Source organism: Hamadaea flava (genome assembly GCF_024172085.1).
GTDB lineage: Bacteria > Actinomycetota > Actinomycetes > Mycobacteriales > Micromonosporaceae > Hamadaea > Hamadaea flava.
In genome coordinates this window covers 5,329,096-5,347,549 of record NZ_JAMZDZ010000001.1, presented here as the reverse complement: position 1 = coordinate 5,347,549, position 18,454 = coordinate 5,329,096, and the positions used below count along the sequence as shown (strand labels likewise).

The 18,454-nt window shown below is 71.6% G+C and carries 18 protein-coding genes; 8 read left to right on the top strand and 10 right to left on the bottom strand.

The genetic code is table 11. From position 1 onward, the window contains the following. The first annotated feature begins 84 nt into the window (after positions 1–84). Together HDA40_RS25230 and ybaK are read left to right on the top strand one after the other, a co-directional pair. Positions 85–1,275 (top strand): class I SAM-dependent methyltransferase, encoded by a 1,191-nt coding sequence (locus HDA40_RS25230; RefSeq protein WP_253760035.1) that lies wholly within the window; start codon positions 85–87, stop codon positions 1,273–1,275. Between the two features lie 63 nt (positions 1,276–1,338). Continuing rightward, the gene (gene ybaK / locus HDA40_RS25225) at positions 1,339–1,818 is read left to right on the top strand and encodes a Cys-tRNA(Pro) deacylase (protein WP_253760034.1); all 480 of its coding nucleotides are present in this window, start codon (positions 1,339–1,341) and stop codon (positions 1,816–1,818) included. Between the two features lie 80 nt (positions 1,819–1,898). Here the strand turns inward: ybaK and HDA40_RS25220 are convergent, their stop codons facing one another. The 4 genes from HDA40_RS25220 to HDA40_RS25205 form a co-directional block, all read right to left on the bottom strand. Next, positions 1,899–3,146 (bottom strand): MFS transporter, encoded by a 1,248-nt coding sequence (locus tag HDA40_RS25220; RefSeq protein ID WP_253760033.1) that lies wholly within the window; start codon positions 3,144–3,146, stop codon positions 1,899–1,901. Between the two features lie 2 nt (positions 3,147–3,148). Continuing rightward, positions 3,149–3,772 carry an ArsR/SmtB family transcription factor gene (locus HDA40_RS25215; RefSeq protein WP_253760032.1) on the bottom strand — a complete coding sequence of 208 codons (624 nt, stop codon included), beginning with the start codon at positions 3,770–3,772 and terminating at the stop codon, positions 3,149–3,151. A 142-nt stretch (positions 3,773–3,914) separates the two neighbouring features. Continuing rightward, complete coding sequence (locus tag HDA40_RS25210; protein ID WP_253760031.1) at positions 3,915–5,654, bottom strand: ABC transporter ATP-binding protein; 1,740 nt, start codon at positions 5,652–5,654, stop codon at positions 3,915–3,917. Beyond that, the gene (locus HDA40_RS25205) at positions 5,654–7,390 is read right to left on the bottom strand and encodes an ABC transporter transmembrane domain-containing protein (protein ID WP_308197759.1); all 1,737 of its coding nucleotides are present in this window, start codon (positions 7,388–7,390) and stop codon (positions 5,654–5,656) included. The genes HDA40_RS25210 and HDA40_RS25205 overlap by 1 nt, the downstream gene beginning before the upstream one ends. An 80-nt stretch (positions 7,391–7,470) precedes the next feature. Here HDA40_RS25205 and tsaB point away from each other — a divergent pair, with 80 nt between their 5' ends. From tsaB to HDA40_RS25185, 4 genes are read left to right on the top strand one after another with little or no spacing between them, the layout of a single operon-like run. Further along, positions 7,471–8,127 carry a tRNA (adenosine(37)-N6)-threonylcarbamoyltransferase complex dimerization subunit type 1 TsaB gene (tsaB, locus tag HDA40_RS25200; RefSeq protein ID WP_253760030.1) on the top strand — a complete coding sequence of 219 codons (657 nt, stop codon included), beginning with the start codon at positions 7,471–7,473 and terminating at the stop codon, positions 8,125–8,127. Further along, positions 8,124–8,570 carry a ribosomal protein S18-alanine N-acetyltransferase gene (gene rimI / locus HDA40_RS25195; protein WP_253760029.1) on the top strand — a complete coding sequence of 149 codons (447 nt, stop codon included), beginning with the start codon at positions 8,124–8,126 and terminating at the stop codon, positions 8,568–8,570. The genes tsaB and rimI overlap by 4 nt, the downstream gene beginning before the upstream one ends. Positions 8,571–8,589: 19 nt before the next feature. Beyond that, positions 8,590–9,636, top strand: coding sequence for a tRNA (adenosine(37)-N6)-threonylcarbamoyltransferase complex transferase subunit TsaD (gene tsaD / locus HDA40_RS25190; protein ID WP_253760028.1), 1,047 nt, complete (start codon positions 8,590–8,592; stop codon positions 9,634–9,636). Positions 9,637–9,653: 17 nt separating this feature from the next. Next, complete coding sequence (locus HDA40_RS25185) at positions 9,654–9,908, top strand: hypothetical protein (protein ID WP_253760027.1); 255 nt, start codon at positions 9,654–9,656, stop codon at positions 9,906–9,908. 96 nt (positions 9,909–10,004) lie between these two features. Here the strand turns inward: HDA40_RS25185 and tsaE are convergent, their stop codons facing one another. The 5 genes from tsaE to HDA40_RS25160 all read right to left on the bottom strand — a co-directional run bounded on the left by tsaE (position 10,005) and on the right by HDA40_RS25160 (position 14,592). Continuing rightward, positions 10,005–10,490 (bottom strand): tRNA (adenosine(37)-N6)-threonylcarbamoyltransferase complex ATPase subunit type 1 TsaE, encoded by a 486-nt coding sequence (gene tsaE / locus HDA40_RS25180; RefSeq protein WP_372502953.1) that lies wholly within the window; start codon positions 10,488–10,490, stop codon positions 10,005–10,007. Continuing rightward, positions 10,487–11,563, bottom strand: a complete 1,077-nt coding sequence (locus HDA40_RS25175) for an alpha/beta fold hydrolase (protein WP_253760026.1) — start codon at positions 11,561–11,563, stop codon at positions 10,487–10,489. Before HDA40_RS25175 ends, tsaE begins: the two co-directional genes overlap by 4 nt. Positions 11,564–11,565: 2 nt before the next feature. Next, positions 11,566–12,675: an alanine racemase gene (gene alr, locus HDA40_RS25170; RefSeq protein WP_253760024.1), complete on the bottom strand. Its 1,110-nt coding sequence runs from the start codon at positions 12,673–12,675 to the stop codon at positions 11,566–11,568. Positions 12,676–12,787: 112 nt separating this feature from the next. Beyond that, the gene (locus HDA40_RS25165; protein WP_253760021.1) at positions 12,788–14,209 is read right to left on the bottom strand and encodes an NAD(P)H-hydrate dehydratase; all 1,422 of its coding nucleotides are present in this window, start codon (positions 14,207–14,209) and stop codon (positions 12,788–12,790) included. A gap of 8 nt (positions 14,210–14,217) precedes the next feature. Then, positions 14,218–14,592, bottom strand: a complete 375-nt coding sequence (locus tag HDA40_RS25160) for a holo-ACP synthase (RefSeq protein ID WP_253760019.1) — start codon at positions 14,590–14,592, stop codon at positions 14,218–14,220. Positions 14,593–14,725: 133 nt separating this feature from the next. Between HDA40_RS25160 and HDA40_RS25155 the strand changes: the two genes are divergently transcribed. Together HDA40_RS25155 and HDA40_RS25150 are read left to right on the top strand one after the other, a co-directional pair. Continuing rightward, positions 14,726–14,968 carry a hypothetical protein gene (locus HDA40_RS25155; RefSeq protein ID WP_253760017.1) on the top strand — a complete coding sequence of 81 codons (243 nt, stop codon included), beginning with the start codon at positions 14,726–14,728 and terminating at the stop codon, positions 14,966–14,968. Further along, a complete protein-coding gene (locus HDA40_RS25150; RefSeq protein WP_253760015.1) occupies positions 14,965–16,431 on the top strand; it encodes an alpha/beta hydrolase in 1,467 nt (488 codons plus the stop codon). The genes HDA40_RS25155 and HDA40_RS25150 overlap by 4 nt, the downstream gene beginning before the upstream one ends. 5 nt (positions 16,432–16,436) lie before the next feature. Here HDA40_RS25150 and glmS read toward each other — a convergent pair whose 3' ends face one another. Then, the gene (gene glmS / locus HDA40_RS25145) at positions 16,437–18,308 is read right to left on the bottom strand and encodes a glutamine--fructose-6-phosphate transaminase (isomerizing) (protein ID WP_253760013.1); all 1,872 of its coding nucleotides are present in this window, start codon (positions 18,306–18,308) and stop codon (positions 16,437–16,439) included. Positions 18,309–18,454 lie beyond the last annotated feature (146 nt).

The following is an 18,454-nucleotide window of genomic DNA, read 5'->3' as shown; positions in this document are numbered from 1 at the left end:
AGCACCCTCAGGAGGAGAGTGCTAAACCGAAGGTTATGACGTGGCTAGCACTCAGTCAAGGAGAGTGCCAGTACGATCCCCCGAGTGGACTCCGAACAGCTCGCCGCGCTGCGCTCCCGCGAAGGGATCGCCGCCCTGGCCGACGCGGAGAAGCTGATCGACACGGATCGGCTCGCCGCCATCAGCACGTTGCGTTCCCATGGGTACGCCGCCGAGGTCGCCGGCGCGGCGCTCACCCAGGCCGTCCTCCGGGCCCGAGCAGTGGCCAAGTTCGGCGCGGACGCCAGTCGCATGCTCTTCACCCAAGCAGGTCTGGAGCAGGCGACCCGGCCGATCGTCGCGACCCGGCGCGCCGCGCGGCTCGCTCAGGCGGGCGTACGCCGGGTGACCGATCTCGGCTGCGGAATCGGCTCGGACGCCATCGCGATGGCCCGAGCCGGAATCGCGGTGCACGCCGTCGACGCCGACCCGGTCACCGCCGACCTGGCCGCCCACAACCTGGCGGCGCTCGGCTTGGACGCCGTCGTGACCTGCGCCGACGTACGCGATGTGCCGCTGCACGACGTCGGGGCGGCCTTCTGCGACCCGGCTCGCCGGCAATCCGGCACAGGCGTACGCCGAACTCGCCGGGTCTTCCGTCCGGAGGACTACTCGCCGCCCTGGGACTGGGTCGCGCAGCTGCCCTCGCAAGTCCCCCACACCGTGCTGAAGCTGGCACCCGGCTTTCCTGCCGAACTGCTGCCCGACGACTGCGAACTGGAGCTGACCAGCGTCGACGGCGACGTCGTGGAAGCCGCCGCCTGGTTCGGACCGCTGGCTCGCGTACCACGACGGGCGTCGGTCCTGAAGCATCGGTCGGTGCACGAGCTGACCGGCTCGGGCACGTTGTCGGGACCGGTCGGCCCGGTCGGCGCGTACCTCTACGACCCGGACGGCGCGGTCGTGCGCTCCCACCTCGTGGCGGAGTTCGCCCGGACCGTAGACGGAAACCTCGGCGACCCCGACATCGCGTACGTGTGGACGTCTGCCTGTCTTCCGACGCCGTTCGGGCGCTGCTTCGCCGTCGACGAGGTGCTGCCGTTCTCGCTCAAGCGACTGCGCGCGGCGCTACGCGACCGGGGCGTCGGGCGGCTGGAGATCCTGAAACGCGGATCCGCCCTCGACGTCGAACAACTACGGCGCGACCTGCGGCTGTCCGGCGACGCCGAGGCGAGCCTGCTGCTGACCAAGGTCGCCGGGCGGCCGGTCGCGGTGATCGCCCACGCTGTTGCCTGACGTCGCGCCTTTCGGCGGTCGCGGGGTTTCCTCAGACTCGCGGCGTTTCTTTAGACTCGCGGGGTGGCAAGCCAAGGGACCCCGGCGACCGCACTGCTGGCCAAGCAGAAGATCGCGCACACGTTGCACCCGTACGACGTGTCCCCCGACGCGCCGAACTATGGCGCGCTCGTCGCCGACGCGATCGGAGCGGACCCGGCTCGTGTCTTCAAGACGCTGGTCACCGAGGTCGACGGCGGGCTGACGGTGGCCGTCGTCCCGGTCACCGGCGAACTGGACCTCAAGGCGCTCGCCTCGGCCGCCGGCGGCAAGCGGGCCGCGCTGGCCGACCGTGCGGTCGCTGAGCGTGCGACCGGATATGTCCGGGGTGGCATCAGCCCGCTCGGCCAGCGCAAGCGGCTGCCGACCGTGATCGACGCGACCGCCCTGGCCGGGTCCACCGTGTACGTCAGCGCCGGCAAGCGGGGCCTGCAGGTGCAGCTCTCGCCCGACGACCTCGTACGCCTCACCGGCGCGACGGTCGCACCCATCGCCTCCGCCTAGCCCATCCACCGGGGCCAGAAATGATCTAGGCGAGAAATGGCGGCCTGGGCAACCATTTCTCGCCTAGATCGACAAGCCCGCTATGCGGTGACGAGTTCCGGTGAGGAAGCGGCAGCCGGGGCGGGCCGCCGATCCATCTCCCGCCAGAACTTCCCGATGAACGGGGCGAGCGTCGCGACCAGGTACGCCGTCCCGCAGATCACCAGGGCGAGCTGGGCGCTGTACTCGCCGAGCCAGCCGGCCAGCAGGGCGCCGAGCGGCATCCCGGCGAACCCGACCGCCGACCCCAGCCCCTGTACGCGAGCCTGCAGGTGTTCGGGCACCCGCTCGTACATCACGGCCGAGAGGATGGGGTTGACCGCGGCGATGGCGAGCCCGTCGAGCAGGCCGAGGACCACGATCGACCAGCCCGGCGCGCCGAAGGCCAGGAAGAAGAAGCGAGGCGCGCCGGCGAAGAGGAAACCCCCGGCGAACAGCGCCCAGCGGGGCAGTTTCGGGGCCAGGAAGCCGAACGCGATGTTGCCGAGGACCGCGCCCAGCCCGAATGAACCGCCGACCAGGCCGATGCCGATGGGCGTACCGAAGATGTCCCGTGCCCACAGCGGCACCAGCACCGCGCTGAATCCCTGGTCCAGCATGTTCGTCACGAACAGCATCAGGATCAGCCCCAGCACGAGACGGTCTCCCCGCAGGTACGCCAGCCCACCCCGCAACGCCACCCCATAGGGCTCGGTCACGCGGTCTGCCTTCCCCGGTACGCGTACCAGCAGCCCGACGAGGATCGCGCACAGCCCGAACGAGGCCGCGTCGAGCAGCAGCACGTCGGCGGCGTCGCCGAGCCAGACGATCAGCGGCCCGGCGAGGATCCCACCGATCAGCCCGGCGGCCCGGCTGGTGCCGTCGACGAGCGTGGCCGCCCGGGTCATCTCGACCCCGGACTTCGCCACGACCTGCGGAAACATCGCGCCCCGCTTGGCTGTGTCACCGAAGCCGCGAAGCAGCCCGGCCACCGCGACGAGCAGCGTCAGGTGGGGCAGACCGAGCCCGCCGGACTGGTGCAGCAGCGGGATCGCCCCGATCACCACGGCGCTGAGCAGGTCGGCGACGATGGAGATCCGGCGGCCGCCGACCTTGTCGATGACCGGCCCGCCGAGTGCGCAGGCCAGCACGTAGGGAACCAGTTCGGCCGCGCCGACGAGGCCGGTCTTGGCGGCGCTGCCGGTGGTGACGAGCACCAGCCAGGGCAGCGCGATCATGGACATCCGGCTGCCGAGCAACGACAGGGTGCTGGCGAGCAGCAGGCCGGCGAGGGGTGCGCGACGGTTCATCGTCAGTTCTCCTCAGTGGGGGTGGCCGTCTTCTCAGCAGGCGCGGCCGGGCTGGAGTTTGAGGTGCGACTCAGGAAGGGCATGACGTTGACCTGGACTTCGACGCGCTCGGCACCCTCGGGAACGGGCCGCTCGTAGTAGGCCCGGTAGGTCTGGACGATCTCGTTCAACTTGGCGAGGAGTTCCGCCGCCTCCTGGGGGGTCAGCAGCAGCGCGTAGTCGTTGAGACCCATCGAGTCGTCCCAGTCGGACGGGATGGAGGTCGCCTCGCCGAGCCAGCGATCGACCCGCTCCGCGCTGGTGGTCGCGACCGCCCGCATGTAGATCTCGGTCTCCACCGGGGCCTCCCGCGCGGCGGGGGCGTCGAGGGTGGTGGACCGGTGGCTGGCTTGCCACCACCGCTCCCGGCCGGTGCCGAGGTCGGCGGCCTCCTCGACGAAGCCGTACTGCGCGAGCTGTCGCAGGTGGTAGCTGGTCACGCCGCTCGACTGCCCGATGCGCTCGGCCAGCTTCGTAGCGGTCGACGGCCCCTCGCTGCGGAGCAGCCCCAGCAGGCGTACGCGGATCGGGTGCGCGATGCCCTTGAGGGTCTGAGCGCTCAGGTGGATCCGGCTCTCCTCGGTCATACCGCAAAGATAACTCTGCAAAGAACTCTTTGCAAGCACTTCTTTGCAATCAGTCGGCACGCAGACAGATCAGGGATCTGGGTCGAATCTTGAGGAAAGATTCGACCCAGATCCCTGATCCAGCGCGAAACGAGCGCGAGCGTTAGGCCTGCCAGGAGCGCCAGAGGGCGGCGTACGACCCGTCGGCGGCCACGAGTTCGTCGTGCGACCCGAGTTCGGCGATCCGCCCGTCCTCCACGACGGCCACCCGGTCGGCGTCGTGCGCGGAGAACAGCCGGTGCGCGATGGCCACGACGGTCCGGCCGTCGAGGACAGCGGCCAGCGACCGTTCCAGGTGCCGGGCCGCTCGCGGATCGATCAGCGACGTCGCCTCGTCGAGGACGAGGGTGTGCGGGTCGGCCAGCACCAGCCGGGCCAGCGCCAGCTGCTGAGCCTGGGCCGGGGGCACCGTGAACGCGCCCTGCCCGACCTCGGTCTCCAGTCCGTCCGGCAGCTCGGCGACCCAGCCGGCGAGGTCCACGGCGGACAGGGCTCGCCACAGCTCCGGGTCGGTCGCCGACGGACGCGCCAGCAACAGGTTGTCGCGGAGCGTACCGAGGAAGACGTGGTGCTCCTGGGTGACCAGGGCGACCTCGCCTCGGCGTACCGGCAGGGGCAGGTCGGCCAGCGGCGCTCCGCCGACGGTGACCGAGCCGGCGGTGGGCGGATGGATGCCGGCCAGCAGGCGGCCCAGCGTCGACTTCCCGGCGCCGGACGGGCCGACCATCGCCAACCGCTCCCCCGGCCGCAGGGTCAGGTCGATGCCGTGCAGCACCGGGCGACCCTCCATATAGGAGTAGGTGACGCCGGTCGCCACCAGGTCGGAGCCCACGGGCTGCGTCGCGGTGGCGGACGGCTCACCGGCGGCGAGGCTGACGCCGACGAGACGGGCCAGGGCCGCCCCGCCGACCTGGATCTCGTCCAGCCATTCGAGCGCGTGCTCGATCGGCCGGACCATCAGCTGCACGTACGCCACCGCGGCGGCGAGTTCGCCGATGGACACCCAGCCCTGGAAGTAGAACGCGCCGCCGAGGACCAGGGTGGCCGTGATCGAGATGTAGAAGCCCGCGTCGATCGTCGGGAACAGGATCGTCCGCAACCGCAGCGTGAACCGCTCAGCGGCGTACGACTGGGAGATCTTGGCGTCGATGTCGGCCCGCCGCCGCCCCCCGAAGCCGAACGCCTCGCTGGTCCGCGCGCCCTCGACTGTTTCCGCGAGCGAGTCGGTGACGTCCGCGTAGGCCGCGTTCTCGCGCAGATAGCCGGGTGTGGCGCGGCCGAGGTACCAGCGCGCGATGACGATCAGGATCGGCGCGCCGAGCAGGCACGGCAGCGCGAGTTTCCAGTTGTTGAGGACGAGCGCCCCAGCGGACAGGACGGCGGTCACGACGGCGACGAAGAGTTCCGGCACGCCCCGGCGCACGCTGTGGTTGAGCGAGCCGACGTCCCGAGACGCCCGGGTCATCAGGTCGCCGGTGCCGGCACGCTCCACAGTCGACAGCGGTACGCCGAGCACCCCGTCGACGAACTCCTCGCGGATGTCGGCGAGCATGCGTTCGCCGAAGCGGGCCGCGGCGTAGACGGCGAACCGGATGAACACCGCGTTCGCCAGCACCGCCAGCACGATGGCCAGGGCCAGCAGATCGACCCGTCCCCGCGTGCCGTGATCGGCGACGGTGTCGATGAGCGAGCCGAGCAGCGCGGGCGCGAACAACCCGGCGACGGCTGCCAGCGCATGCAAGAGCACGACCAGCCCCAACGCCGACCGGTGCTCGCGCAACAGGCGCAGCGCGTAGGCCCGGACGACCGGCCCTGTGGCGATCGGCAGGATCTCCCGGCTCATCAGGCGTCCTCTCCCCGGGTCACGACGGCCCGATAGCGCGGTTCGGTCCGCAGCAGCTCACGATGCGTACCCTCGGCGACGACCTTGCCGTCCTCGAGGTAGATCACCTTGTCGGCGCGGTCGAGGACCAGCGGGCTGGTGCTCGCGACCACCGTCGAGCGCAGGCCACGCCCGGCGCGATAGGGCCCGATCCGGGCGGCGACGCGCGCCTCGGTGTGCGCGTCGACCGCGCTGGTCGGCTCCACCAGCAGCAGCATCGGCGGGTCGGCGAGCAGCGCGCGGGCCAGCCGCAGACGCTGCTGCTGACCGCCGGAGAACTCCCGGCCGCGCTCGGCCACGAAGCTGTCCAGGCCCGTGGGCAGCGCGTCGACGATGTCGGTCGCGCTCGCCGCCGTCAGCGCCGCGCGAATCTCGTCGTCCGTCGCCGCCCGCGGGCCGCCGGCCTTCGGGTCCAGTTCCGCGCGCAACTCACCGCTGAACAATCGCGCGTCGTTGTCACCCACGAGGATGACCTCGCGGATCGCGCGCTTGGCCATGTCCTCCAGTGGTACGCCGTCAGCAGTGACCGAGCTGTCGGCGTAGCGGCCGAGGCGGTCCACGACGACGACGGCGTCCTCGGGTTTGGCGCTGGCGATCGCGGCGAACCGGCCGGCCTCGATCGTGACGCCCGATTCCGGATCGTGGAGGTCGACGGCGCTCGTCGGCGGCATGGCCCGGTCGAGCGCCCTGGGCTCCTCGATCTCCGGCTGCATCTGCAGGAGGTAGACCATGCGCCGGGCGGCCACGAGCCCCCGGGTGACCTTGTCGACCAGTTCGACGATCGTCCGCAGCGGCACCAGCAGGAACGCGGCGTACCCGTAGAAGCTGAACAGCTGGCCCACCTGGATGTCGCCGGCGAGCGCGAACCGGGCCCCGAGCCAGGTGACCAGCGCGACGAACAGACCGGGCAGCAGCACCTGCGCGGCTTCGAGCAGCGCGTCGACCTTGCCCACCCGGACGCCCTCGGTCCGCAGTTTCTGCGACTGGTCCCGATAGCCGGCGGCGAACACGGACTCGCCGCCGACGCCCCGCAGCACCCGCAGGCCCGCGACGATGTCCCCGGCCCGGCTGATCAGCTTGCCCTGCTGCTCCCGGTACGCCGCCTGCCGCGTGTGCAGCGGCCGGATCAGCAGCGCGACCGCCGACATCATCAGCGGTACGCCGATCAGCACGACCAGCCCCAGCTGGAACGACGTCGTCAGCAGGATGATCGAGACCACCACGATCGCGACGACCGCGCCCGAGCCCCGCAGCATGATGTCGAGCGCGCCGCCGATGTGGCTGACGTCGGAGTTTCCGATGCTGACGACCTCACCGGTGGCGATGCGCTTGGGCAGCGTGGCGCCGAGGCGGTTGGCCGAGTCGACGGTCAGCTGGATCGTCCGGTACGCGGCCCGCAGCCAGTTGTAGACCGCGAACCGGTGCCGCATGATGTTCGCCCACGCGGTGATGGCGCTGAGCAGCACGAAAACGCCGGCCCACCGCAGTAGGCCGGCGAAGTCCGGGGCGTCGATGGCGCGGCCGATGGCGGCCGGGCCGAGGGCCATCGCGACCATCCAGATGATGCCGAGCGACATCCCGACGGCCATCGTCGGCCACTGCTTGCGCCAGAGCCAGAACAGGTAGTGCGCCGGCGACCGGCTGTCGGGACGGCCGGGTTCAGGTTCGGGGAGGGGTTTGCGTAAGGGGCGGCGCACAGCGCGGACATTACGAGATCGGCCCGCCGCGCGGCAACCGGTTTTCGCCTCGGACCGGGTGCCCGGATAGGCTGTTCGTCGTGCTTGTCCTCGTTGTCGACACCGCCACCCCCGCCATCACGGCCGCGGTGGCCGAAGTCACGCCCACGGACGTCGTTATTCGAGCCGAACGGGTGACAGTCGACGGCAAGAAGCACGGCGAACTCCTGGCCCCGCAGATCGACGCCGCCCTCGCCGAGTCCGGGGTCAAGCCCCGGGAGCTGACCGCGATCGTGGCCGGCGTCGGGCCCGGCCCGTTCACCGGGCTGCGGGTGGGTTTGATGACGGCGGCCTCCATCGGCGAGGCGCTCGGCATCCCGACGTACGCCGTGTGCAGCCTCGACGGGCTGGGTGCCACGACCTCCGGCACCGCCCTGGTCGCGACGGACGCCCGGCGGCGCGAGGTCTACTGGGCGGCGTACTCGGACGGGGAGCGCATCGACGGTCCCCACGTCGCCAAGCCCGCCGACGTCGCCCAGACGGTCGCCGACCACGCCGTCGGCGAAGGCGCCCGGAAGTATGCCGACCAGCTCGGCCTCGCCGTCAGCCCGGAGGCGCCGGACTATCCCTCGGCCGAGTGGCTGGCCCGGCTCGCCGCCGCGCGCGTCCGGGAGAACGCGCCGTCCGAGCGGCTTACCCCGCTCTACCTGCGCCGTCCGGACGCGGTCGAGCCGGGAGCCCCCAAGAGGGTGTCGTGACTTTCGTGTTGGGGCGGCTGCGCTGGTGGCAGATCGCCGACCTGCTGCCGATCGAGGCGGACCTCTTCGGAGCCGAGGCGTGGACGGCCGGCATGTTCTGGAACGAGCTTGCCAACGGCCACCTCTACCTGGCCGCCACCGAGGGCGGCGCGGTCCTGGGCTATGCAGGGCTGGCGTTGAGCCCACCGGACGAGGCTTGGATCAACAACGTCGCCGTCCGTCGCGACGCCCAGCGTCGCGGGATCGGCCGGGCCTTGGTCGCCGCGCTGCTCGACGTGGCGAGCCGAGCCGGGGTGGAGCAGACCCTGCTGGAGGTCGCCGCCGACAACAAGCCCGCGCAGGCGCTCTACACCGACTTCGGTTTCGAGACGGTGGGCGTCCGCAAGGGGTACTACCAGCCGAGCAACACCGACGCGTGGGTCATGCGCCGGATCGAACCGTGACAGCCCTGGAGGGGTCCCCGTGAAGTCAGAGCCGCTGGTCCTGGGCATCGAGACGAGCTGCGACGAGACCGGCGTCGGCATCGTCCGGGGGCATACGCTGCTCGGCGAGGCGCTGGCGTCCAGTGTGGACGAACACGCGCGGTTCGGCGGGGTGGTGCCCGAGGTGGCCAGCCGCGCCCACCTGGAGGCGATGATCCCCACCATGGAACGGGCGCTGGACCAGGCCGGCGTGACCCTGGCCGACGTCGACGCGATCGCGGTGACCGCCGGGCCGGGCCTGGCCGGAGCACTCCTAGTCGGCGTCGCCGCCGCGAAGGGGTACGCGCTGGCCGCCGAGAAGCCGATCTACGGCGTGAACCACCTCGCCGCCCACGTCGCCGTGGACACCCTGGAACACGGGCCGCTGCCGGAGCCCGCGATCGCCCTGCTCGTCTCCGGCGGCCACTCGTCGCTGCTGATGGTCAACGACCTGGCGCGCGGGGTCACCCCGTTGGGCGCCACCATCGACGACGCCGCCGGTGAGGCCTTCGACAAGGTGGCCCGCCTGCTCGGGCTCCCGTTCCCCGGTGGACCGTGGATCGACAAGGCCGCCCGCGACGGCGACGGCGTGTCGATCACCTTCCCGCGTGGCCTGACGGCGGCGAAGGACCTTGCGACGCACCGCTTCGACTTCTCGTTCTCCGGACTCAAGACGGCCGTCGCCCGCTGGGTCGAAGCCCGGGAGAAGTCCGGCGAGCCGGTGCCGGTCGCCGACGTCGCGGCCTCGTTCCAGGAGGCCGTCTGCGACGTGCTGACGAACAAGGCGATCGACGCCTGCCGGGCCAACGGCGTGGAGACGCTGGTCATCGGAGGTGGCGTCGCGGCCAACTCGCGGCTTCGGGTGCTCGCCGAAGAACGGGCCGCCCCATACGGGATCTCGGTACGCGTACCGCGGCCGAAGTTGTGCACCGACAACGGCGCGATGGTCGCCGCCCTCGGCTCACACCTCGTGGCCTCGGGAATCGCGCCCAGCCGCCTCGACCTTCCAGCCGATTCCGCAATGCCGCTCACGTTGGTGGTCGCATGACTGCTACGTTGCCAGGCGTGATCGTGCGCATGTGGGAGATCCGGGCGTACCCCCACCACTTCCCGGAACTGCTCAGCTGGGTGTGCGACATCGCCGTACCCGGACTGGAGATCCAGCCGTTGCACGTGTCGACCGAGATCTTCTCCTCGGCCGACGGCCGGATCGTCGTCATGTCCCGGTGGCGGGGCGAGCCCACGCCGCTGCCTGACCCGCCGCGCGACCTCGTGGCCCGGTCGGCGCACAGCTGGGACTTCACACCTGTCGATCGCTGACCGCTGACGGTGTTTGCTGCGGATCACGGTTACGCGTGCTTCCGGCGGCCGAAATCGCAGGCATATCCCTGATCTGGTGCCCATGGGGCGGACGGGCTAGGAGCTGAGGCGAGCGGCCCAGTCGCCGTCGTGGCCGATCAGCTCGACCTCGCGGGTGTCGTCGTCGTGCCGGGTGATCCGCACCTCGAGGTACGCCTCGGCCAGCTGCTCGACCATGCCCTCGCCCCACTCGACGAGGGTCACCGAGTCGTCGATGTCGGCGTCGAGGTCGAGGTCGTCCACTTCGGCGCGCGGATCGCGGACCATCCCCAGCCGGTACGCGTCGACGTGGACCATCGGCACCGTCCCGCCCGCGTGCACGTCCGGGCGATGGACCCGGGCGATGACGAAGGTCGGCGAGGTCACGTCGCCGATGACGCGCAGTCCCGCACCGATGCCTTGGGCCAGGGCGGTCTTGCCCGCGCCGAGCGGGCCGGTCAGGATCACGAGGTCGCCGGCGTGCAGCAGGCGGGCCAACTCCGCGCCGTACGCGTGCGTGTCCTCAACCTTCCGCAGCTTGATGGGCGATGTCACCGAACTCACCCGATCACCTTATCGAGGAAGCCCTGCAACGCCGCGTTCACCTCGTCGGCGTGCTCCAACAGAACGACGTGGCCCGAGTCGGGCACGACGACCAGCTCGGCGTCGGGCAGGTGCCGGACGATCTCCTCCGAGTGCGTCACCGGCAGGATCGGATCCTTCTCGCCACAGATCACCAGCACCGGCTTGTCCCGGATGGCGGCCAGCGCCGGGTAGCGCGCGTGGCTGTAGAGCGTACGCAGGTAGCGGGTGACCGTGTCCATCGGCGTGCCGGAGTTCATCTGCTCCACATAGGAGACAAGGGCCGGGCTGGGCCGCTTCGCGCCGAATCCGTACCGCCGGGTGAGCAGCCACGCGAGGTCGCTGGAGGCATGGCGGGCGCGGTCGATCATGCGCCCGCTGTATCTGGTCGCGCCCGAGACCACCCCGAGCACCGGCCCGGCTCCGGCGATCATCTCCGGGATGCCGCCCAGCTTGCCGCTCTCGGACTTGCCGCCGCTGGTGGAGATGAGGGCGACTCCGGCGACCCGGTCGGCGAACAGTTCCGGGAACAGCTCGGCACAGGCCATGATCGTCATGCCGCCCATCGAATGTCCGATGAGGACAATGGGGCCGGTCGGCGTGGTCTGCTGGATGACGTCGCGGAGCGCCTCGCCGAGGGCGGGCAGCTCGTACTCCCCGTCCTCCAGGCGGCCGGACCGGCCGTGTCCGGGCTGGTCGTAGAAGACCATCCGATAGTCGCCAGGATCGAGGTAGCGGCGCTGCATGTGGAAGGTGCCCATGTCCAGGCAGAAGCCGTGGACGAAGATCAGCGTCGCCTCCGGCTCGCTGTCGCCGCCGAGGTCCACCGTCACGCCGTCGGCCGGCTCGACGATCTCGACGTACAGTTCCACCCCGTCCGCCGTCGTCACGGTCATCGCCTCGTCGTACGGCAGCGGACCGAACGGCTCATCGGCGTACGGGTCTTCGGAGTTCTTCCGTGTTCGGCCCACCAAGGCACGCTCCGCCGCCACTCCAGCGGCCACACCGGCCGCCGCCACCCCCGCCAACGCTCCGACGATGCCCCATCGCGCCATCGTCAGCCCCGATACCTACGCGGTACGCCGGACCGCCCGAACCGGGTCACGATCTCGTAGTTGATCGTGCCCACGGTGGCGGCCCAGTCGTCGGCCGTCGGCTCGCCGTCGTCGCCCGGCCCGAACAGGATCGCCTCGTCCCCGGCGGTGACCAGGGCGTCGTCGCAGTCCAGCACGAACTGGTCCATGCACACCCGCCCGGCGATCTCGAAGCGCCGTCCGTTCACCCATACGGGCCCGCTACTGCTCGCGTGCCGGGGCACGCCGTCGGCGTACCCGATGGGAATGAGGCAGAGCGTGGTCTCGCGGGCCGTGACGTAGGTATGGCCGTACGACACGCCCTCGCCCGCCGGGACCCGCTTGACCAGCGCGATCGGCGCGCGGACCGTCATCGCGGGGCGCAGGCCGAAGGTCTCGCCGGCGATGGGCGACAGCCCGTAGACCGCGACCCCCGGGCGGACCAGGTCGAAGTGGGTGTCGGGGCGGGTCAGCGTGGCGGCCGAGTTGGCGATGTGCCGGAGCCGGGGCGCGACGCCCGCGAGTTCGGCGGTCGCCAGCGCGTCGTGGAAGACCTGGAGCTGCCGGTCGATCGACGGATCACCCAGCTCATCGGCGCAGGCCAGATGGCTCCACACCCCGACGATCTCCAGTACGCCGTCCGCCTGCGCCTGCGCGGCGGCCTCGACGAGCTTGGGCCAGACGTCAGGTGGGGCGCCGTTCCGATGGAGCCCCGTGTCGATCTTGAGGTGGACACGGGCCACCCGATCGATCCGGCGCACCTCGTCGGCCAGCTCAGCCAGCTGACCGACACTGGACACGCTCAGATCCACGTCCGCCAGTACGCCCTCCCGCAGTGGCGTCCCCGGCGGCAGCAGCCAGGCCAGGATCGGCGCGGTCAACCCCGCCGCCCGGAGTTCGAGTGCCTCGGGCAGACTGCGTACGCCCAGCCAGGTGGCCCCGCCGGCGAGGGCGGCCCGCGCGCTGTGCACCGCGCCGTGGCCGTAGCCGTCGGCCTTCACGACCGCCATCACCTCGGCCGACGTCTTCGCCTTGAGCAGCTCGACGTTGGCCCGGATGGCCGCGAGATCGACGACCGCTTCCGCCTGCCACATACTTCCACCCTACCGGCTGGTACGGGTCGCTTCCGAGTCCTGCGGATCATGGATACGCACGTGATCTTGGGTCAGGATGGCATGCACAACCGTGATCTGCACCCTGCCGGGGTCAGCGAGGCACCACCGTGCGGAGGGCGGTGGCGATGTCTGCGCTGGTCACCGAGCCGGATTCGGCGGCCGCCCGCCCGGCGAGCCCGTGCAGATAGGCGGCCGCGACGGCAGCGCGTACGGGGGTGAGACCGGCGGCGAGCAGTGATCCGAGCAGTCCGCCGAGCACGTCGCCCGAGCCCGCCGTCGCCAGGGACGGGGTGCCGGTCGGGTTGACCCAGGACTCGCCGTCGGGGCTGGCGACGATCGTCCGGTCGCCTTTGAGCAGCACGACCGACCGCGTCCAGGCGGCCAGGGTGAGTGCCGAGCCGACCCGGTCCTCCCCCGGCGCGCTGCCGGCCAGCCGCTTGAACTCCCCGTCGTGCGGGGTGAGCACGGTCGGCGCGGTTCGGGCACGCAGCTCGTTCGCGTGGGTGCCGTCGACCAGCATCGTGATCGCGTCCGCGTCGAGGACCGCCGGGAGGGGAGCCGCGAGCACCGCTCGCAGTTCCTCGCGGGCCCGCTGGTCGGTGGACAGCCCACTGCCGCAGACCCAGGCCTGGACGCGGCCGGCGTCCGAGACGCGGGGCGCCACGACGACCGACGGGTGCAGGGTGGCCACGATCGAGTGGGCGGAGCCGGCGTACCGGACCATGCCGGTCGGCCCGGCGAGCGCTCCGGCGGTGGACAGCAGCGCCGCGCCCGGATAGCTCGCCGACCCCGTGGCCAGCCCGACCACGCCGCGGCTGTATTTGTCCGACTCGGAGTCAGGGTGCGGCCACCACTTCTCGATGTCCGCCTGCTCGGCCAGGCGTACCGCCGGGGCGGCGGTCATGGTCAGGCCGAGGTCGACCAGCTCCACCTGCCCGGCGAGCGGGGCGGCCGGTCCGACGACGAGCGCCGGTTTGAGGACGCCGAAGGTGACCGTCACGTCCGCGCGTACGGCGGGACCGGGCAGGTCGCCGGTGTCCACCGCGACACCGGACGGGACGTCGACCGCGATCACCGGCGCGGTCGTGCCGGCGAGCCGGGTCGCCGCGTCGAGCGCCGCGCCGCGCAGTGCGCCGGTGGCGCCGATGCCGAGCATCCCGTCGACGACGAGGTCCACCTCGGACGGCCACTCCGTGACGACCCGGCCGCCGGCGGCGAGGAACGTCTGCAGCCCGCCGACATGGGCCCGGCGGGCGTCGGTCAGCCAGGCCGAGACCGCCACTCCTTGACCGGCGAGCGTCGCGCCCGCGTACAAGGCGTCGCCGCCGTTGTCGCCGGTGCCGACCAGCAACAGGACCCGCGAGCCGTAGAGCCGGCCCCGCGAGCGCAGCGTGATCGCGCAGCGCCGGGCCAGCCCGGCGGCGGCCCGCGCCATGAGGGTGCCCGGGGGCAGCGTCGCCATCAGGGCCTTCTCGGCCGCCCGCACGTCAGCCACCCGCCACGCCGCTCTCATGCCCGCCCCTACGCGTCTCGTTCGGCGATGACCACCGCCGATGCGATGCCGCCGTCGTGCGACAGCGACAGATGCCACCGCTGAATGCCGAGACCGGCCGCGGCTTGCGCCACCGTGCCCGAGACCACCAGCCAGGGCCGGCCCGCCTCGTCCACGGCCACCTCACAGTCGTGCCAGTGCAGTCCCTGCGGCGCGCCGAGGGCCTTGGCGACCGCTTCCTTCGCCGCGAACCGGGCCGCGAGCGATTCCGCCGACCGCTCGTGGCCGGACCGGGTGATGCGCTCGGCCTCGGTGAACACTCGCTGCGCGAGATGCGGGGTGCGCTCGAGTGCGGCGCGGAAGCGCTCGACGAGCACAACGTCATTGCCGACCGACACGATCACAGGGCAAACCCTACCGGCCGCACAAGCCCTGTGGACGACCACTTCGATCGGTCCCGGGCCGTTGTCCACAGGTGCTTGAGGCCGCTCCCGGCACCGGTCAGCATCGGCGGCAGTTAACTCAGGGAGGTGACCCATGGAGTTCGAAGTCCACATCGACCGGCTCGGCCAGTGGTCCGACCGGCTCGCCGACACCGGAACCGCGCTGACACGATCGCAGCCGGTCACGGCGCCAGCCGGGTGGTCGGCTGCGGCCGCGCTGTCCACCTGGGAGAACACGCTCGCCGGGGTGCTGCGGGCGGTCGGCGAACGGACCGTCCACACCGGTGAGTCGGTCCGGGCCTGCGCGGCCAACTATCGCTCCGCGGATCACTCATGATCATCGGGTACGCACAACTCTGCGCGGCCGACGTCGAGGCCTGGCACGCCGGGGCGACCGCCTTCCGGCGGCTGGCGCAGCAGGTCGAGGAGCGGGTCGCGGAGTTCGACACGGCTGCGGCCGGGCTCCGGCAGGACTGGCGCGGAACGGCGGCCGACGCGGCCACCGTGGCCGTCGCGGATCTCCGGGAACTGACCGCCGCCTGCCGAGTGCCGATCGAGCGAACCGAGCGACTGCTGGCGGAGCACGCCGACCGGGTGGCCGCCGCTCGCCGGGCATTGCTGGCAGCGCGTACGCCGGAGGCAGCGGCGCTCGCGGTGCACGCCGCGCGGCAGTCCGATGAGCGTACGGCGGCCGCGTTGGCGCAGCTGACCGCGTCGATGAGCCCGCCGTGCCCGCCCGCCGGTCCCGTGGCCGTCCGCGAATGGTGGCGCGGGCTCAGCAGGACCCAACGGGAGCTGCTGCTGCTTCAGTCGCCGGAGCGGATCGGCGGGTTGGACGGCGTACCGGCGGCCGACCGGGACCGGGCGAACCGGGAGGTGCTGCGCCGGGAACGGGAGCGGCTCAGCGCCCTGCTGGCGAGCCTGGCCGGCGACCGGCACGCCGCCCGGGAACGCGACCGGGTCGAGCGGACGCTCGCCGGGCTCGCCACGCTCGCCGACCGGCTCGCCCGCCCGGGTGCGTACCTGTTGGGGTTGGACACGACGGGCGACGGCCGCGCAATCGTGGCCCTCGGCGACCCCGACCGTTCGAAGAACGTGCTGACCTACGTGCCCGGCATGGGCGTACGCCTCGACGGCCAGCTGGGCACGTCCCTCGATCGGACGGCCGCGATGGCCGAGGCGGCGACGACAGCGGACCCGTCGGCGTCGACGGCGGCCATCCTGTGGCTGGGCTATGACACGCCGAACTCCCTGTTCGAGGGGGCTTCGGCCGACGCCGCCCACGACGCCCGCGCGGCCCTCCACGACTTCCAGGACGGGCTGGCCGCGACCCACCAGGGCGACCTCGGCGAGCAGAGCGTCGTGGGGCACTCCTACGGCGCGCTGGTCGTCGGCGAGACCGTACGCGACCTCGGCCTGCGCGCCGACGACCTGGTCTTCCTCGGCGCACCCGGCGTCGGCGTCGAGCATGCGGCCGACCTGCACGTGGATCCGGCGATGGTGTGGGCGGCCAGCGCGGACAACGACATCGTCGGGCTGGCCGCGCCGTCGATCCGGCAGTTCTGGGTGGAGCAGGTCTGGCCGCGCTACATGGGTGATCCGATGCCGGACCTCTGGCATGGGCACAACCCGGCGGACGACCGGTTCGGCGGGCGCGTCTTCGAGGCGGCCGACAACGCCAACCCGATCTCGGCCCACCTGGCGTACTGGGATCGCGGCAATCCGGCGCTGGACAACGTCGGCCGGATCGCCGCGGGACGGGAATCCGAGGTCAGCTCACCGCCGCCGCCGGAATCCTGACCGGGTCACTCCACCGTCACCGACTTCGCCAGGTTCCGCGGCTGGTCGACGTCGTGACCCCGGGCGGTCGCGATCTCGCAGGCGAGGACCTGCAACGGCACCGTCGTCACGAACGGGGCCAGCAGCGTCGGCGTACGCGGGACGCGGATCACGTGGTCGGCGTAGGGCACGACGGCGTCGTCCCCCTCCTCGGCGATCACGATGGTCCGCGCGCCCCGCGCCCGCACCTCCTGGATGTTGGAGACGATCTTGTCGTGCAGGACGCCCCGCCCGGCCGGGCTCGGCACGACGCAGACGACCGGAGTGCCCTCGTCGATCAGCGCGATCGGGCCGTGCTTCAGCTCACCGGCGGCGAATCCCTCGGCGTGCATGTAGGCCAGCTCCTTGAGCTTCAGCGCGCCCTCCAACGCCACCGGATAACCGACGTGGCGGCCGATGAACAGGACGGTGTTGCGCGTACTGAGGTCGCGGGCCAGCGTCCTCATCCCGTCGAGGTCGGCCAGGACGGTCGCGATCGCCTCCGGCATCGCCCGGAGCTGCTCGACGACCGAGGCGACCTCGTCGGCGTACTTGATCCCCCGGACCTGGGCCAGGTGGAGGCCGACCAGGTAGCAGGCGGCGAGCTGGGTGAGGAACGCCTTCGTGGAGGCGACGGCGATCTCCGGGCCGCCGTGCGTGTAGAGGACGGCGTCGGACTCCCGGGGGATGGTCGAGCCGTTGGTGTTGCAGATCGCCAGTACGCGCGCTTTCTGCTCCTTGGCGTGGCGCAGCGCCATCAGCGTGTCCATCGTCTCGCCGGACTGCGAGATGGCGATGACCAGGGTCGACCGGTCGAGCACCGGGTCGCGGTAGCGGAACTCGCTGGCCAGCTCGACCTCGCAGGGGATCCGCGTCCAGTGCTCGATCGCGTATTTGGCGACCATTCCGGCGTGGTACGCCGTCCCGCAGGCGACCACGAAGATCTTGTCGACGTCCCGGAGGTCCTGGTCGGTGAGGCGTACCTCGTCGAGCAGGATGCTGCCCGTCTCGCTGAGCCGGCCGAGCAGGGTGTCGTGAACCGCCTGCGGCTGCTCCAGGATCTCCTTCTCCATGAACCAGTCGTGCCCGCCCTTCTCGGCGGCACGCGCGTCCCAGTCCACGTGGTACGGACGGGCCTCGGCAGGCTTGCCCTCGAAGTCGGTGACCTCGACGCCCTCGGTCGTGATCAGCACCACCTGGTCCTGCCCGAGTTCCAGGGCGTCCCGGGTGTGCGCGATGAACGCGCTCACATCGCTCGCGAGGAAGTTCTCGCCCTGGCCGACCCCGACCACCAGCGGTGAGTTCCGCCGGGCGCCGACGACCGCGTCCGGGGCCTCCCGGTCGACGGCGAGCAGGGTGAACGCCCCCTCCAACCGACGGCAGACGCGGCGCATGGCCTCGGCCAGCGCGGCCGCGCCTTTCTCCGGCACGACGGCGAGTTCGAAGGCGAGCAGGTGCGCCACGCATTCGGTGTCGGTCTCGGACTGGAACTCGATCCCCTGCGCCTCCAGCTCGGCCCGCAGCAGGGCGAAGTTTTCGATGATGCCGTTGTGGATGACCGCGACCCGGCCGTCGGCCGACAGGTGCGGGTGGGCGTTGCGGTCGGTCGGGCCGCCGTGGGTCGCCCAGCGGGTGTGGCCGATGCCGACCGTCCCGGCGGCGATCCGGGCGTCCTCCACCTCGGCGAGTACGCGGTCCAGGTTGGCCAGCTTCCCGGCCCGCTTCGCCACCGCGATCTCGGCCGCGCTCAGGATGGCGACGCCGGCCGAGTCGTAGCCGCGGTACTCCAGCCGCCGCAGTCCGTCCAGGACGATCTCCAGGGCCGGTCGGGCGCCCGCGTATCCCACGATTCCACACATGACTCGCAGCGTAGCGGAGTTTCGCTCAAAGTCCATGCGCGATGTGGATACTTATGCGCATGACAACTGCGCAAAACCCGACGCGCAGGGAAAACGAAAGGACCGGATCAGAGATCCGGCCCTTGACGGACCTTGCCGGAAGCGGG

Excerpts from the sequence above, each read along its gene's own strand:
- HDA40_RS25220 (WP_253760033.1), bottom strand. The coding sequence starts at position 3,146 with ATGAACCGTCGCGCACCCCTCGCCGGCCTGCTGCTCGCCAGCACCCTG.
- HDA40_RS25215 (WP_253760032.1), bottom strand. The coding sequence starts at position 3,772 with ATGACCGAGGAGAGCCGGATCCACCTGAGCGCTCAGACCCTCAAGGGC.
- HDA40_RS25210 (WP_253760031.1), bottom strand. The coding sequence starts at position 5,654 with ATGAGCCGGGAGATCCTGCCGATCGCCACAGGGCCGGTCGTCCGGGCC.
- HDA40_RS25175 (WP_253760026.1), bottom strand. The coding sequence starts at position 11,563 with ATGGCGCGATGGGGCATCGTCGGAGCGTTGGCGGGGGTGGCGGCGGCC.
- alr (WP_253760024.1), bottom strand. The coding sequence starts at position 12,675 with ATGTGGCAGGCGGAAGCGGTCGTCGATCTCGCGGCCATCCGGGCCAAC.
- HDA40_RS25165 (WP_253760021.1), bottom strand. The coding sequence starts at position 14,209 with ATGAGAGCGGCGTGGCGGGTGGCTGACGTGCGGGCGGCCGAGAAGGCC.
- HDA40_RS25155 (WP_253760017.1), top strand. The coding sequence starts at position 14,726 with ATGGAGTTCGAAGTCCACATCGACCGGCTCGGCCAGTGGTCCGACCGG.
- HDA40_RS25150 (WP_253760015.1), top strand. The coding sequence starts at position 14,965 with ATGATCATCGGGTACGCACAACTCTGCGCGGCCGACGTCGAGGCCTGG.
- glmS (WP_253760013.1), bottom strand. The coding sequence starts at position 18,308 with ATGTGTGGAATCGTGGGATACGCGGGCGCCCGACCGGCCCTGGAGATC.